Source organism: Streptomyces sp. HD (genome assembly GCF_028369295.1).
In the GTDB taxonomy this organism is placed as follows: Bacteria; Actinomycetota; Actinomycetes; order Streptomycetales; family Streptomycetaceae; genus Streptomyces.
This window is the reverse complement of sequence record NZ_JAQMYP010000031.1, coordinates 21,960-37,536: the sequence shown is the minus strand read 5'-3', so window position 1 is coordinate 37,536 and position 15,577 is coordinate 21,960. Positions and strand designations below refer to the sequence as shown.

The following is a 15,577-nucleotide window of genomic DNA, read 5'->3' as shown; positions in this document are numbered from 1 at the left end:
GCTGCCGAAGTCCTGTTGCTGACCGGCTGCTGCCGAGCTTCCGAACTCCAAGCTCGAACTCCATGTCCTCTTCCTGCGGCCGTTGCCGCCCTCACCCGTCACCCCGTCACCGCGTCACCCACCACCCCCTCCCAGCACTCCCCCCGCGAGCCCGATCACCACCGGCGCGACACCGACCGAGATGAACGCGGGCAGGAAGCACAGCCCCACCGGCGCGCTGACCATGACGGCCGCCCGCCTGGCCCGTTCCGTCGCGGCGCGCGTCCAGCCGGCGCGAGCCTCCGAGGCGAGCCGCGCGGCCGGTCCGGCCGCCGGAAGCCCCGACACATCGGCTCGTTCCAGCAGCCGCGCCAACGCCGCGGCCCCCGGCATCGAGGCCAACCGCTGCCACGCCTCACCCGGTTCACCACCGAGCCGCACCTCCGCCGCACCTCGCGCCAGCGCGTCCCCGACAGGACCGCCCAAGGCCTCGCCAACGGCCTGCGCCGCGATGACCGGACCGGCACCCGCCGCGATGCAGGCCGCCAGCAGATCGGCGGCGAGCGGAAGCTGCCGAGCCACCTCACCGACGTCGAGCTCCTCCTCGACGCCGACGGCACCCTGCCGACGCCGCCACAGCCCCAGCCCTCCGGCGACGACCAGCCCCACCGCCAACCCGGCGACACCACCGACCAGCACCCAGCCCGCGCCCACGACCGCCACCATGGGCAGCCCTTGCCGCACGCCCTGCCGGACGTCGAACCGTCGGCGTTTCGGCGTCCCCTCGGTGCCCGGCATCAACTCGGCCAGCCGCCGCCGGACCCTCCGTTCTCGCCGTGCCGCCACAGGCCACCGCAACAGCCACCCCACGACCAGCACCGCCCCCAGGGCCACCCCCAGCCTGTGGAAAACTTCCGCACTCACTCCGACACCTCCCTCTCCCGACCCGCGCAGTTCCACAACGCCGGCACCCCTCTCCCTCACAGCCCCTCCCGATCACGCCCACACTCAGCCCGCCCCCTCACACCGCCCCCTCACACCGCCCGCTCACACCGCCTCCGCTCCCCGCACGATCCGCAGCGCCCACCACATCCCCAGCCCCTCAAGCACCCCGCCGACCACCAGGCAGGCAAGCCCCGCCCCGGTATGCAGCAGCACACGCAGCGGGTCAGCCCCCATGGCGGCACCGAGCAACAACCCCAGGACCGGCAACCCCGCGAGCATCACCACCGTCGACCGAGCACCCGCCAACTGAGCACGCAGGTCGGCGCGTTGGTCCCGCTCCGCACGCAACGCTCCTTCCAGCCGGTCGAGTCCGGCCGCGAGCCCCGCGCCCTGGTCCACAGCCACCCGCCAGCACGCCGCCAGCCCCGACAGTCCCTCCGCTCCCGGCTGCCGTGCCGCGGAGGCGAGCGCGACCGGCACATCCCCGCCGAACCGCGCCGCCGCCAGCACCGCGGCCTGCGCCTCGCCGAGCCCGCCGGAGTCCCGCGCGGCCCGCAGCAACGCCTCACCCGGCTGCCGCCCGGCCCGCACCTCCCCGGCAAGCGCCCCGCACAAGGCGATCACCGCGTCGCCGCGGCACTCCCGTGCCCGCCGCGCCTCGCGGGCCAGCCGCACCTTGCGCAGCAACGGCACCCCGGCCGCCCCCGCGACGACCGGCAGCACCGACGACCCGAGAACGCCCAGCACCAGCCCCACAGCCGGCGCCCACCACTCGGCCCGTAACCGCCCCCACAGCCGCCGCAGCTCACCGGCCAACCGCCGCCAGTCGGGCGGCCCGGCTCCCACCGCCCCACCTCCCGCAAGCAACAACTCCGCCCGCCGCGCCCCGGAATTCCACCCACCCAGCAGCCAGACCGCCGCCCCGAGACACACCACAGCGGCGCCCAGCGACATCTCACCCATTCAGCCCACCGAACCCCTCACCATCGCTCACCGAACGCCGCACGCCACCGCCCCCATAGCGATCACCGAACCCGTCGCGATCACCCGGCCCGCCCCGATCACCGAACCCGTCGCGATCACCCGGCACAGCACGCGCCCGCAGAGCAGCGCCATCGAGTACGCCACCGACGCCCCCGCCACGAGCACCGAACCCGCCACCCTCGCCCAGCCCGTCGCTCGCGTCCGGCCCGTCACAGTCACCCGACCCGCCACGCTCACCCGGCCCGTCGCGCCCGCCCGGCCCGCCACACTCACCCAGCCCGCCCCGATCACCCACCCCACTCACGCCGCCGCGCAACTCACCGCTCTCCCCCCGAAGCAACCCCCTCAGCCGCTCCCACCCCCGCTCGGCCACGAACGCCTCCGCGCCCCACCGCAGCGCCGGCACGGTCCGCACCAGGCCCGACGGATCCCTCTCCAGCACATGGATCTCAGCGATCCGCCGCCGCCCGGTCCGGTCGCGCACGAGGTGGAGTACGACCGACAGCGCAGCCGCCAGCTGGCTGTGCAGCGCGGCCCGGTCGAGCCCGGCCGCGGTGCCGAGCGCCTCCAGCCGGGTCGGCACGTCGGCAGCCGTATTCGCGTGGACGGTCCCGCAGCCTCCTTCGTGGCCGGTGTTCAACGCGGCAAGAAGATCCACCACTTCAGGCCCACGCACCTCGCCCACGACCAGCCGGTCCGGCCGCATTCGCAGGGCCTGCCGGACCAGGTCCTCAAGGGTGACGAGCCCGGCGCCCTCCTGGTTGGCGGGTCGACTCTCCAGCCGTACGACATGCGGATGGTCCGGCCTGAGCTCCGCCGAGTCCTCCGCGAGCACGATCCGCTCGCCCTCCCCGACCAGCCCGAGCAGCGCACTCAGCAACGTCGTCTTGCCACTGCCGGTCCCGCCGCTCACCAGAAAGGACAGCCGCGCGTCGACCAACGCCCGCAGCACCCGGTCCCCACCCGACGGCACCGTGCCCGCAGCGACCAACTCGTCGAGCGTGAAGGCCCTCGGCCGGACGACCCGCAGCGACAGGCAGGCACAGCCGACGGCGACCGGTGGCAGCACCGCGTGCAGCCGCGTCCCGTCGGGCAGCCGAGCGTCCACCCAGGGCCGTGCGTCGTCCAGCCGCCGCCCGGCCACCGCGGCGAGGCGTTGCGCCAGGCGTCGTACGGCCGCCGCGTCGGGGAAGGACACGGAGGTCAGCTCCAGGCCGCCGCCCCGGTCCACCCAGACCCGGTCCGGCGCCGACACCAGCACGTCGGTCACCGACGGATCGGCGAGCAGCCGCTCCAGCGGCCCACTCCCGACCAGCTCGGACCGCAACTGCTCGGCCGCGCCGAGTACTTCGGCGTCGCCCAGTACCCGCCCCTGCTCCCGCAGAGCCTGCGCCACGCGTGCGGGCGTCGGCTCGGCCCCGCTCTCGGCCAGCCACTGCCGCACCCCGTCAAGCAGCCCGGCCGGCATGCCCGCCCCTGCCGCCGCCCCGTCCGAAGCCCACCGCACAGCCGACGGACCTGCCGCACGACCACTTGCCCGACCAGCCTGATCGGCCGACTCCCGCCGTGCAGCGGCCGTCCGCACCGTGCCGCCCGACTGCGGCCCTACAGCCGCCACACGCGCCACGCCGTCCAACTCCTGCCCGCGCTCCCGCTCCCGCTCCTGCTCCCGCCCGCGCTCCCGCTCCTGCTCCCACTCCCACTCCCGCTCCTGCTCCTGCTCCTGCTCCTGCTCCCACTCTCGCTCTCGCTCTCGCTCCACAGCCTCCGTTCTCACCACCTGGCCCGCCCCCCGCCGCGCAACCGCACAGCCACCCGGTCCGTCCGACGCCCATCGCGGCGTGGCCGTACGCGACCTGCCGTTCGCCGTCCCGCCCGCAGTCCCGCCCGACCTCGACCGCTCCGGCGCTGCCCGCACCGAACCAGCCTCGCCACCGCTCACCCGGTCGAGCCCCGAACCCGTACTCATGCCGCCCTCGCTTCGAGCAAGGCGTGCTCCCAGAACTCCCGGCAGAACCGTGCGAGCGGCCCCCGCCCCACCGCGCCCGGCGGCGCCTTGCTCTCGTGCGGCCGCAGCAGTCCCGACTCGACCGGCACCTCGCCCACCAGCGGCAGTTCCAGCAGGCGGGCCACCTCGCGGTCGTCGAGTCCGGGCGCGTACGGCCCGCGTACGGCCACCCGCAGGTCCCGTAGGACCATCCGGACCGCGGATGCCACCTGCCGGGCCGCGGCGACGGCGCGCAGTTCGGCGGGGACCACGAGGATCCCGACGTCGAGCTGGGCGAGGGCCTCCGCGACCCCGTCGTCGATACGGCGGGGCAGGTCGACGACGACCGTGCCGCCCCGGCGTCGGGCCGCGGCGAGCACCGCTCGCATCGCCTGCGGCGGGACGGCGAGGCAGTCGCCGCGATCCCAGCTGAGGACCCGCAGGGCGTGCAGTTTCGGCAGCGACTCCTCCAGGGCGCCGCTGCCGAGCCGTCCGCGCGAGCCGGCGAACGCGGGCCAGCGCAGCCCCTCGGTCGCCTCGCCGCCGAGCAGGACGTCGAGTCCGCCGCCCAGCGGATCGGCGTCCACGAGCAGCGTGCGCAGCCCTTCACGCGCGGCGGTGACGGACAGGGCGCATGCGAGCGTGGACGCTCCGGCCCCGCCACGGCCGCCGATGACCCCGACGGTGAGGGCGGGCCGGCCGACGCCTTCGGCGACGTCGGCGATGCGGTCGACCAGCCACTGCTCTCCGTCGGGCAGCATCAGGACGTGATCGGCGCCGATCTCGACGGCTCGGCGCCAGACCCCCGAGTCGTCCTGGTCCCGGCCGACGAGCACCACTCCGCGCCTGCGTCCGGCTCCGCGCACGCGGCGTGCCGCGTCGTCGCCGACCAGGACGAGCGGCGCGGCCTCCCAATTGCCTCTGGGCTCGGGTACCCCGTGGTGGACCTCGGGTGTGGCTCCGGCCGCCGCGCACAGGCGCAGCAGGTCGTCGAGCAGTTCGGCATCTTCCGTGACGATCAACGGCTTGCCCGGCCGCCCGGAGGCGGTGGGCGGTGGATCGTGTGTGACGGCTGCGGCCACTGTTTCCATCCCCCTTCGCTGCATCACTCGCGCAGCCCTGCGGCCCGCGAATCCCAAACGTGTGAAGAACCGGCAAGCGGCCTCCATATGAACGGCCGATACGAACCGGCCAAACACGCCCGACTAACCAGAACCGGCCATGAAGTCGGCCCGTGCCGGACGCACTGGAATCACGGTGCAGCGATCCCGGAAATCGTGTGGATCTTGGTCGATAACTGTGGACAACCCGGTGGTTGTGAATATCGCCATCACCCATACCGGTGACCCCCGCACCGACCCCTGTGCGACTCCCGCAGAGCAGCGCGATGACTACACACAGTCACGGATCACGGGCATGCCTGTCGGGCGGCCGCAGCCGCCTCGCTTCGGCCCTGCGGCCGTACTGGGAAGAGAAAAACCACCCCGGACATGCGACGACCCCCGCCGGGGGGGAGAGCGGGGGTCGTCTCCACGGCCGACTCGGGGGGGGAGGAGTCGGACCGGGTTAGCACGGTCGCGAACGATCCGTGACTTCCATGGTGTACCCGAGAGCCCTCTCAGGCAAACCCACGCGCCCACCTTACGCCGAATGGGCTGCCCCTATGCTCAGGGTCGTGGAAAACCACTCCTTGCCCCGCACAGCGGCCTTCTTTGACCTGGACAAGACGGTCATTGCGAAGTCGAGCACGCTCACGTTCAGCAAGTCGTTCTACCAAGGCGGTCTGATCAACCGCAGGGCCGCCTTGCGGACCGCATATGCCCAGTTCGTCTTCCGCGTCGGCGGCATGGACCATGCCCAGATGGAGCGCACACGCGAGTACCTCTCCGCGCTCGTCCGCGGCTGGAACGTCCAGCAGGTCAAGGAGATCGTCGCCGAGACACTGCACGACCTGATCGACCCGATCATCTATGACGAGGCCGCGTCCCTCATCGAGGAGCACCACACGGCAGGGCGCGACGTCGTCATCGTGTCCACGTCGGGCGCCGAGGTGGTCGAGCCCATCGGCGAGTTGCTCGGCGCCGACCGCGTGGTGGCCACGCGCATGGTCGTGGGCGACGACGGCTGCTTCACCGGCGAGGTGGAGTACTACGCCTACGGCCCGACGAAGGCCGAGGCGATCAAGGAACTGGCCGCGTCCGAGGGGTACGACCTCTCCCGTTGCTACGCCTACAGCGACTCGGTAACCGACCTGCCGATGCTTCAGTCCGTCGGCCTCCCGCACGCCGTGAACCCCGACCGCGCGCTGCGTCGTGAGGCACTCGCGCGCGGGTGGCCGATTCTCGACTTCCACCGCCCGGTCCGGCTCAAGCAGCGGCTCCCCTCGTTCTCCGTACCGCCGCGCCCCGCCCTCCTGGCGGCGGCCGCCATAGGAGCCGCCGCGGCGACCGCGGGCCTCGTCTGGTACGCGAGCCGGCGCCGTACGGCACTTGCCTGACCTGCAGTTCCCGGATTTCGTCCGCCTTGTTCGACGGACCGGTGCCCGTTTGTCACCTTTTTGAGAGTAAAAGTAAAGAACTGCAGCGAGGGCTTCCGCTTGGTTGTGTCCTGGAGTACAAAGGACTCAACGGCCCGCGAGACCAAGGACATCCGAGAGGATCACCTTTAATACGCATTTGGCCCCACGGACCGAGCATGAACATTGGGCACCCACGCGACGTCGACCCGTCGATTACGGGCCAGCCGCACCAGGTGACGGGCAAAGTTCCCGACCTGATGGGCAACATATTCGAGGACGCTTGGTAACCCGGTGAACATGCCAGCGGCGGTACGAATCCTCGTACCGCCGCAACTTATGCGATGAGCCCCTGCGCGGGGGCTTTTTTTCGCGCCTTACGACTTTCAAGCAGCCTCACGACGCCCCACGCGCGCGTGCATCCCTTCGCCCCGCGCGCGTGCGTGACATGCCGCCCCGCGCGCGTGCGTCACGCCGCCCCGCGCTGCAGCGCCTCGCACACAGCCGTCGATTCACGCGCCCCGAGCGCGATCGCCTTGCCACAGTGGGCGATCCAGGCGGCCATGCCTTCGGGCGCGCCGGAGACATAGCCGTCGAGCGCCGCCAGATAGGCCGCGCGGCCCAGTTCGGCGTGACCGACCTCGGCAGCACAGACGGACTTCGGGTCGAGGCCGCTGCCCACGAGGACGATGCGCTCGGCCGCGCGCGCGACCAGGCCGTTGCGGGAGGTGAAGGGGCGCAACGCGAGAAGCTCGCCGTGCACGACGGCGGCCGTCACCAAGGCGGGCGCCGAACCTCCGGCGATGATCAGCTCGGACAGCCCCTCCAGACGGCCGTGCACCTCCGCCGCGCTCGGCGGCGGCAGCTCGACCAGCGGCTCGTCGACCGGCTCGCCCTCCTGGCGTGGACGCCCGACCGTGTCGTCGTTGCTCGCCGCCGCGACCAGGTGCAGTCGGGCCAGTACCCGAAGCGGTGACTGCCGCCAGATGGACAGCAGTTGGCCCGCCTCGGCGGTCAGCCGCAGGGCCGCACCCACGACGCGCGCCTCGTCGTCACCGCTGAAGTCGGTACGCCGGCGGACCTCTTCGAGTGCCCAGTCGGCGCCCGACAACGCCGCGGAACCACGGGCGCCGCGCAGGGCCGCCTCGGAGGTGATCTCGTTGCTGCGACGCCGCATGATCCGGTGGCCGTACACCCGGTCCACGGCCTTGCGCACGGACTCCACGGACTCGGGCACACCCGGCAGCGACCCGAGGGCCGCGAGCGGATCGGCGGTCGCGCCTGTCGTACTCATGAGTACGACATTACGCGCCCACGCGCCACACGGCCGCCGCCACCCTCCGCCCGACCGCCGACCCCTCGGGCTTCGCCCTGTTCGATGACTCGCACCCCTCGATCGAGTGGCCTACTTCACGCACGTCTGCCACATACAGCTATCGCGGCACTACCCTTCGTGAACATGAAAATTGCTTTCGTGGGCAAGGGCGGCAGCGGCAAGACGACCCTGTCCTCCCTGTTCATCCGTCGGCTCGCCGCGGCAGGCGCACCGGTCGTCGCCGTCGACGCCGACATCAACCAGCACCTGGGAGCCGCGCTCGGGCTCGACGAGACGGAGACCGCCGCGCTGCCCGCGATGGGTGAGCAGCTGTCGCTGATCAAGGACTATCTGCGCGGCTCCAATCCGCGGATCACCTCGGCCCGGACGATGATCAAGACGACACCGCCCGGCGAGGGCTCGCGGCTGCTGCGGGTGTGCGACCCCAATCCGGTGTACGACGCCTGCGCCCGGCCGGTGGAACTCGACGGCGGCGCCGTCCGTTTGATGGTCACCGGCCCCTTCACGGACTCCGATCTGGGGGTCGCCTGCTACCACTCCAAGACGGGGGCGGTGGAGCTGTTCCTGAACCACCTGGTGGACGGCCCCGACGAGTACGTCGTGGTCGACATGACGGCGGGCTCGGACTCCTTCGCCTCCGGCATGTTCACCCGCTTCGACATCACGTTCCTCGTCGCCGAGCCGACCCTGAAGGGAGTCTCCGTCTATCGCCAGTACAAGGAGTACGCCCGCGACTTCGGCGTCGTCCTGAAGGTCGTCGGCAACAAGGTGCAGGGTCAGGACGACCTCGACTTCCTCCGCGCCGAGGTCGGGGACGACCTGCTGGTGACCGTCGGGCACTCGAACTGGGTGCGCGCCATGGAGAAGGGACGCCCGCCCCGGTTCGAGCTCCTGGAGGACGCCAACCACCTCGCCCTGCGCCGACTGCACACGGCCGTGGACGCCACGTACGAGCTGCGGGACTGGGAGCGCTACACCCGCCAGATGGCGCACTTCCACCTGAAGAACGCCCAGTCCTGGGGGAACGAACGCACCGGGGCCGACCTGGCAGCACAGATCGACCCCGGATTCGTCCTGGACGAGAGTGTCGTCGCCGGTACCGAAGACAACTCCCGTCTGACTGCTACCGCTTGACCGCCGGCGCCCCGGGCGCTCCCTTCGGGGCCGGGGCCGGGTGTCCCGACAGGAAGGACGCCCAGCCCTGCTTCGGGGCCTCGCCGACGCCCAGCGTGCGCAGCTTCTTCAGGGTTGCCGGGTCCTGGGCGTCGAGCCAGTCGGCGAGTTGCCGGAAGGAGACGCAGCGCACGTCGGGCTTGTTGCAGACGGCCTCGACGACCTCCTCGACGGCGCGCATGTAGGTGCCGCCGTTCCAGGACTCGAAGTGGTTGCCGATGATCAGGGGCGCGCGGTTGCCCAGGTAGGCGCGGTGGAAGCCCAGGAGGAGGCCGTCCCGCATCTGGTCGCCCCAGAAGTCGTGCTTGGCGGGGTCGCCCTGGCTCGTGGTGCCCGACTGGTTGACCATGAAGTTGTAGTCCATGGTGAGCTGCTCGTAGGAGTGTCCGGGGAACGGCACGAGCTGCATCGACAGGTCCCACAGGCCCCCCTTCTTCGCGGGCCAGACCTGGTTGTTGACACCGCTGGAGTCATAGCGGAATCCCATCTCGTGGGCGGCCTTGACGAAGTTCTTCTGGCCCTCCAGACAGGGCGTGCGCGCGCCGATGAGCTCCTTGTCGTAGTCGAAGGGCAGGGGTGCCGCCTTCAGGCCGGTGGTGGTCTTCCAGGACTTCACGAACCGCTTCGCCTGGACGATCTCGTCCTTCCAGTCCGCCACCGACCATTCGCCGACTCCGCCTCCCTTGCCGCAGAAGTGGCCGTTGAAGTGGGTTCCGATCTCGTTGCCCTCCAGCCAGGCCAGCCGTAGCTGCTTCGCGGTGGCGGCGATGCCCGCCTCGTCGTTGAAGCCGATGTCGGAGCGGCCCGGGGAGTGCTGCGGCGGGCGGTACAGGTCGCGCTTGCGGTCCGGCAGCATGTACACGCCGCTGAGGAAGTACGTCATCGTCGCGTTGTTCGCCTTGGCGACCGCACGGAAGTGGGAGAACAGCTTCTGGCTGTCCTCGCCGGCGCCGTCCCACGAGAACACCACGAACTGCGGCGGCTTCTGACCGGGCTTGAGTCGCTCGGGTCTGGACAGGTGCGGCTGGGCCCCGGTGTACGCGGTGGAGCCGTCGCCGATCAGGCGGACCACGCGCTTGGGCGTGCCGGGCGCCGCCGGCTTCGCCTTCTGGGGTCCGGGTCCGGGCAGCCCCTGCCGGGTCGTGTCGGTGCCGGACGTGCAGCCGGCGAGGGATGCGGCGCAGACCGCGGCGATCGCGGTACCCGCCGCGATCCTGTGCGCCCCGACGAGCCTGCACGTCGCGGCGATCCTGCTGGGGGCGGCGGCCCTGCTGGGCGCGGCGGTCCTGCGGGTGGCGGCCATGTTCCGTCCACCTTCTTCCTTCTCTCGGGAGCCGACGGCGCCGCCAAGATCGCATGGGACCGAGAAGGAATTAGTACGACAAGCCGACTAATTAGTCACATCACTCTTTGGGGGGATTCATTAGTCCATTTGCTCGGAAAATCTATTCCAGCCCTTTACTCTGCATTACGATCCGTTTACTGACTGTTGATGCATCCCGCCGCTGCATGCCGTGACCACACGGCCGCGACCCGACCCCTCGCCAGAGCGGGGGACCACCAGATCCGCGACCGCGCTGCCCCGGAGGAGACGGGAACATGTCCACCTGCGTCCCCACCCGCGCCGACGACCCGAGTCGGGCGGAGCACACCCACGAACCCCACAGCCCACCGCCGACCCGGCCCCGCCGTCCCCGCATCGCGGGCGCCGACCTGTCGGCCTCGATCGCGGTCTTCCTGATCGCACTCCCGCTGTCCCTCGGTATCGCCCTCGCCACCGGCGCGCCCCTCCAGGCCGGCCTCGTCGCCGCCGCCGTGGGAGGCCTCGTCGCCGGCTGGCTCGGCGGCTCCCCGCTCCAGGTCAGCGGCCCCGCCGCCGGCCTCACCGTGGTCACCGCCGACCTCATCCATCAGTACGGCTGGCGCACGACCTGCGCCGTCACCGTCCTCGCCGGACTCGCCCAACTCGGCCTGGGCTCCCTGCGCGTGGCGCGCGGCGCACTCGCCGTGAGCCCCGCCATCGTGCACGGCATGCTCGCCGGCATCGGCGTCACCATCGCCGTCGCCCAGCTGCACATCGTCGTCGGCGGCACCCCGCAGAGCTCCGTCCTCGACAACCTCCGCGCACTGCCCGCCCAGTTGGCCGAGGTACGGCCCGCCACCGTCTCGGTGAGCGCGCTGACCCTGGCCCTGCTGCTGCTCTGGCCACGGATTCCCGGCCGGGCCGGACGCCTGCTGCACAAGGTGCCGGCCGCGCTCGTCGCCGTCACGGGCGCCACCTCGGCCGCCTCGCTCGCCGACCTGACCCTGCCCAAGGTGGACCTGCCGTCCTGGCGCAGCCACGCCCTGGCCGGACTGCCGGAAGGCCCGGTGCTGGGCCTGATCGCCGCCGTGCTGACCACCACCCTGGTGTGCAGCGTGCAGTCGCTGCTCGGCGCGGTCGCCGTGGACAAGATGGTGGCCTCGCGTCCCGGCCTGCCCGCCCGCGTCGGGCGCTCGCACCTGGACCGCGAACTGCTCGGACAGGGCGCCGCCAACATCGTCTCCGGCACACTCGGCGGGCTGCCCGTAGCCGGCGTGGCCGTGCGGAGTGCGGCGAATGTGCAATCCGGCGCCATCAGCCGGAACTCCACGATGCTGCACGGCGTTCTCGTAGTAGTCGCCGCGCTGCTGATGGTCCCGATCCTGGAGCTCATCCCGCTCGCCTCGCTCGCCGCCCTGGTGATGGCCGTCGGCATCCAGATGGTGTCCCTGCACCACATCCGCACGGTGACCCGCCACCGAGAAGTGCTGGTCTACGCCGTCACCACCCTCGGCGTAGTGATCTTCGGCGTCCTGGAGGGCGTGGCACTCGGGATCGCCATGGCCGTCGCCGTCGCCCTGCACCGCCTCACCCGCACCCGGATCACGCATGACGAGAAGGAAGGAGTCCATCACGTACACGTACGAGGTCAGCTGACGTTCCTCGCGGTGCCACGGCTCAGCCGGGCCCTGCATCTCGTACCCCAAGGCGCCCACGCCGTCGTGGAGTTGGACGGGTCCTTCATGGACCACGCGGCGTACGAGTCACTGCAGGACTGGCAGAACACACACACCGCGCGCGGCGGCGCCGTGGAGCTGGTCGGCCGCAGAGCCGGAGTCCGGATCGGTGAACCCACCACGCCGATCGGCCTCCATCTCGACGCCGGCAACGTCACGGCCGGGTCGGCCTACTGCCGGTGCCACCCCTGGACGCCCTGGCGCAACCACCAGTGCGAGATCCCGGAGTCCCCCACGTCCCGCGACGGACGCGACGGACCCTCGGGGCAACCCGGGGAAGCGCAGGCGCCCGACACCGGAGACACGGATCGGTCCGGCACGCCTCGCGCCACCGAGGCATCCGGCACCACGAGCGAAGTCGACACGCACAACGACGGGTCTGCGTCCGGCAGTGCCGTCAGCAGGTCCGGCGACGCCGAAGGGGTCAGCGGCTCCGGCTCGGGCCGTCCCGGCGAGGGCAGAGCCGACACCTCCGGTGCAGCGGACGCGAGCCGGCCGAGCGCGCATCAACTGGCCCGTGGCATCAGCGCGTTCCAGCGCAACACCGCACCCCTGGTGCGTGGCGAGCTGGCACGGCTGGCACGGGAGGGGCAGCAGCCGTCCCAGCTGTTCCTCACCTGCGCGGACTCACGTGTGGTCACATCGATGATCACCTCCAGTGGTCCCGGCGACCTGTTCGTGGTGCGCAACGTGGGCAACCTCGTTCCGCTGCCCGGCCAGGAGAGCGGGGACGACTCGGTGGCGGCGGCCATCGAGTACGCGGTGGATGTGCTGGAGGTTCGGTCGATCACGGTGTGCGGGCACTCCGGGTGCGGGGCCATGCAGGCGCTGCTCACCTCCGAGCCGGGCGGCCCGGGGACCCCGCTCCGGCGGTGGCTGCGGCACGGGCAGCCCAGTCTGGAGCGGATGTCCGACGAGAAGCGGCGGGCCCGCCTCGCCGGGCGGGCGCCGGCCGACACGGTCGAGCAGCTCTGTCTGACCAACGTGGTCCAGCAGTTGGAGCATCTGCGCGCCCATGAGTCGGTGGCCCGGGCCCTGCGGGCGGGGGCACTGGAACTGCACGGGATGTACTTCCACGTGGGCGAGGCACAGGCGTACCTGCTCACCGAGGGGGACGGAGACGAGGTGTTCGACGACGTGGGGGTGGCCAACCTGTCCGCATGAGACGGGGCGGCGCCTCCCTGGCGCCGCCCCTCCCCGGCATCGCCCCTCCCCGGCATCGCATCTCCCCAGAGGCCGGCATTTCGCCTGGCGCCGCCTTTCCCTTGGCGTGGCGTTTCACCTGCGCTCGGACGAAATGTGAAAGGGATTACAGACCTGAACCAGGTCCGTCCGACGTCCGTGGGAACGGATGACCCCGGCGCCGGACGCGGCTCCGGATCCGCCCCCACCGACAGGTCTAAACCAATTTTCCGTCGACCCTTGTCATCGGGCCCCCGGGTCTGATGAGCTGTGGCCTGGGACACAACGGACACCCTGGGAAAGGGAGATGTCGTGAGCAACGAAAGCCTGGCCAACCTGCTGAAGGAAGAGCGCAGGTTCGCACCCCCCGCCGACCTGGCCGCCGATGCCAACGTCACGGCGGAGGCGTATGAACAGGCCAAGGCTGACAGGCTCGGCTTCTGGGCCGAGCAGGCCCGTCGGCTGACCTGGGCCAAGGAGCCGACGGAGACGCTGGACTGGTCGAACCCGCCGTTCGCGAAGTGGTTCAAGGACGGCGAGCTCAATGTCGCGTACAACTGCGTGGACCGGCATGTCGAGGCCGGGCACGGCGACCGGGTCGCCATCCACTTCGAGGGCGAGCCCGGCGACAGCCGCGCGGTCACCTACGCCGAGCTCAAGGACGAGGTCTCCAAGGCGGCCAACGCGCTGCTGGAGCTCGGGGTGCGGAAGGGCGACCGGGTCGCCGTCTACATGCCGATGATCCCGGAGACGGCGATCGCGATGCTGGCCTGCGCCCGGATCGGCGCCGCGCACTCCGTCGTCTTCGGCGGGTTCTCGGCGGACGCCCTCGCCACCCGTATCCAGGACGCGGACGCCAAGGTCGTCATCACCTCCGACGGCGGCTACCGGCGCGGCAAGCCGTCCGCACTCAAGCCGGCCGTGGACGATGCGATCTCCAAGGTCGACAACGTCGAGCACGTCCTCGTGGTCCGCCGTACCGGACAGGACGTCGCCTGGGACGACAGCCGTGACGTGTGGTGGCACGAGATCGTCGAGCGGCAGTCCGCCGATCACACGCCCGAGGCGTTCAACGCCGAGCAGCCGCTCTTCATCCTCTACACGTCGGGGACGACGGGTAAGCCGAAGGGCATCCTGCACACCTCCGGCGGCTACCTCACCCAGGCCTCCTACACCCACCACGCGGTCTTCGACCTCAAGCCGGAGACGGACGTGTACTGGTGCACCGCGGACGTCGGCTGGGTCACCGGCCACTCGTACATCGTGTACGGACCGCTGGCGAACGGTGCGACGCAGGTGATGTACGAGGGCACCCCGGACACCCCGCACCAGGGCCGCTTCTGGGAGATCGTGCAGAAGTACGGGGTCACGATCCTGTACACGGCGCCGACGGCGATCCGTACGTTCATGAAGTGGGGCGACGACATCCCCGCGAAGTTCGACCTCTCCTCCCTCCGTGTCCTGGGCTCGGTCGGTGAGCCGATCAACCCCGAGGCGTGGATCTGGTACCGCAAGCACATCGGGGCCGACCGGACGCCGATCGTGGACACCTGGTGGCAGACCGAGACCGGCGCGATGATGATCTCGCCGCTGCCGGGCGTCACGGAGACGAAGCCCGGTTCCGCGCAGACCCCGCTGCCCGGCATCGCCGCGACCGTCGTCGACGACGAGGCGAACGAGGTGCCCGACGGCGGTGGCGGCTACCTGGTCCTCACCGAGCCGTGGCCGTCGATGCTGCGCACCATCTGGGGCGACGACCAGCGGTTCCTCGACACGTACTGGTCGCGGTTCGAGGGCAAGTACTTCGCCGGTGACGGGGCGAAGAAGGACGACGACGGGGACATCTGGCTCCTCGGGCGGGTGGACGACGTGATGCTCGTGTCGGGCCACAACATCTCCACCACCGAGGTCGAGTCCGCCCTGGTCTCCCACCCGTCCGTCGCCGAGGCGGCCGTCGTAGGTGCCGCCGACGAGACGACCGGGCAGGCGATCGTCGCCTTCGTGATCCTGCGTGGTACGGCCAACGCCGAGGACGAGAACCTCATCGCCGACCTGCGCAACCACGTCGGCGCCACCCTCGGCCCGATCGCCAAGCCGAAGCGGATCCTGCCGGTGGCCGAGCTGCCGAAGACCCGCTCCGGCAAGATCATGCGCCGACTGCTGCGGGACGTCGCCGAGAACCGCCAGCTCGGTGACGTGACGACCCTGACCGACTCGACGGTCATGGACCTCATCCAGGCCAAGCTCCCGGCGGCGCCCAGCGAGGACTGAGTAAGGGACGGACATCAAGGGCACCCGGCGACGAGCGCGCCGGGTGCCCTTCGTGTACGTACGGTGGAAATCGGCGGATGCACTCCCGCGCATCTTTAGGTAAGCTAAGCAAAAATATGTCCTCAGGTGCGCCGGGAAGTCTGGTCGGCATGTGTTCCGCCCTGCC

General features: G+C 71.2%; 9 protein-coding genes and 1 pseudogene. 4 read left to right on the top strand and 6 right to left on the bottom strand.

The features are described from left to right. Nucleotides 1–114: 114 nt before the first annotated feature. From POF73_RS27785 to ssd, 4 genes and pseudogenes are all read right to left on the bottom strand, one after another. Complete coding sequence (locus tag POF73_RS27785; RefSeq protein ID WP_272120832.1) at nt 115–903, bottom strand: type II secretion system F family protein; 789 nt, start codon at nt 901–903, stop codon at nt 115–117. Between the two features lie 123 nt (nt 904–1,026). After that, on the bottom strand, nt 1,027–1,887 hold the full coding sequence (locus POF73_RS27780) for a type II secretion system F family protein (protein ID WP_272120830.1): 861 nt from the start codon (nt 1,885–1,887) through the stop codon (nt 1,027–1,029). A gap of 337 nt (nt 1,888–2,224) precedes the next feature. Beyond that, nucleotides 2,225–3,376, bottom strand: a pseudogene (locus POF73_RS27775) (TadA family conjugal transfer-associated ATPase); the annotation flags it as partial. Nucleotides 3,377–3,873: 497 nt separating this feature from the next. Beyond that, nucleotides 3,874–4,986, bottom strand: coding sequence for a septum site-determining protein Ssd (gene ssd, locus POF73_RS27770; protein ID WP_272120828.1), 1,113 nt, complete (start codon nt 4,984–4,986; stop codon nt 3,874–3,876). 572 nt (nt 4,987–5,558) lie between these two features. Between ssd and POF73_RS27765 the strand changes: the two genes are divergently transcribed. After that, nucleotides 5,559–6,392 carry an HAD family hydrolase gene (locus POF73_RS27765; RefSeq protein WP_272120826.1) on the top strand — a complete coding sequence of 278 codons (834 nt, stop codon included), beginning with the start codon at nt 5,559–5,561 and terminating at the stop codon, nt 6,390–6,392. A 487-nt stretch (nt 6,393–6,879) separates the two neighbouring features. On the opposite strand, the gene POF73_RS27760 is transcribed toward POF73_RS27765, so the two are convergent. Next, nucleotides 6,880–7,704: an oxidoreductase gene (locus POF73_RS27760; protein WP_272120824.1), complete on the bottom strand. Its 825-nt coding sequence runs from the start codon at nt 7,702–7,704 to the stop codon at nt 6,880–6,882. A gap of 165 nt (nt 7,705–7,869) precedes the next feature. Between POF73_RS27760 and POF73_RS27755 the strand changes: the two genes are divergently transcribed. Next, nucleotides 7,870–8,880, top strand: a complete 1,011-nt coding sequence (locus tag POF73_RS27755; protein ID WP_272120822.1) for an ATP-binding protein — start codon at nt 7,870–7,872, stop codon at nt 8,878–8,880. Here POF73_RS27755 and POF73_RS27750 read toward each other — a convergent pair. Further along, nucleotides 8,870–10,222 carry a hypothetical protein gene (locus POF73_RS27750; protein WP_272120820.1) on the bottom strand — a complete coding sequence of 451 codons (1,353 nt, stop codon included), beginning with the start codon at nt 10,220–10,222 and terminating at the stop codon, nt 8,870–8,872. The two genes, POF73_RS27755 and POF73_RS27750, sit on opposite strands and share 11 nt — an antisense overlap. A 296-nt stretch (nt 10,223–10,518) precedes the next feature. On the opposite strand from POF73_RS27750, the gene POF73_RS27745 reads away from it, so the two are divergent. Both POF73_RS27745 and acs read left to right on the top strand, forming a co-directional pair. After that, nucleotides 10,519–13,122 (top strand): SulP family inorganic anion transporter, encoded by a 2,604-nt coding sequence (locus tag POF73_RS27745; RefSeq protein WP_272120817.1) that lies wholly within the window; start codon nt 10,519–10,521, stop codon nt 13,120–13,122. A 288-nt stretch (nt 13,123–13,410) separates the two neighbouring features. Continuing rightward, on the top strand, nt 13,411–15,411 hold the full coding sequence (acs, locus tag POF73_RS27740; protein ID WP_272120815.1) for an acetate--CoA ligase: 2,001 nt from the start codon (nt 13,411–13,413) through the stop codon (nt 15,409–15,411). The last annotated feature ends 166 nt before the right edge of the window (nt 15,412–15,577 follow it).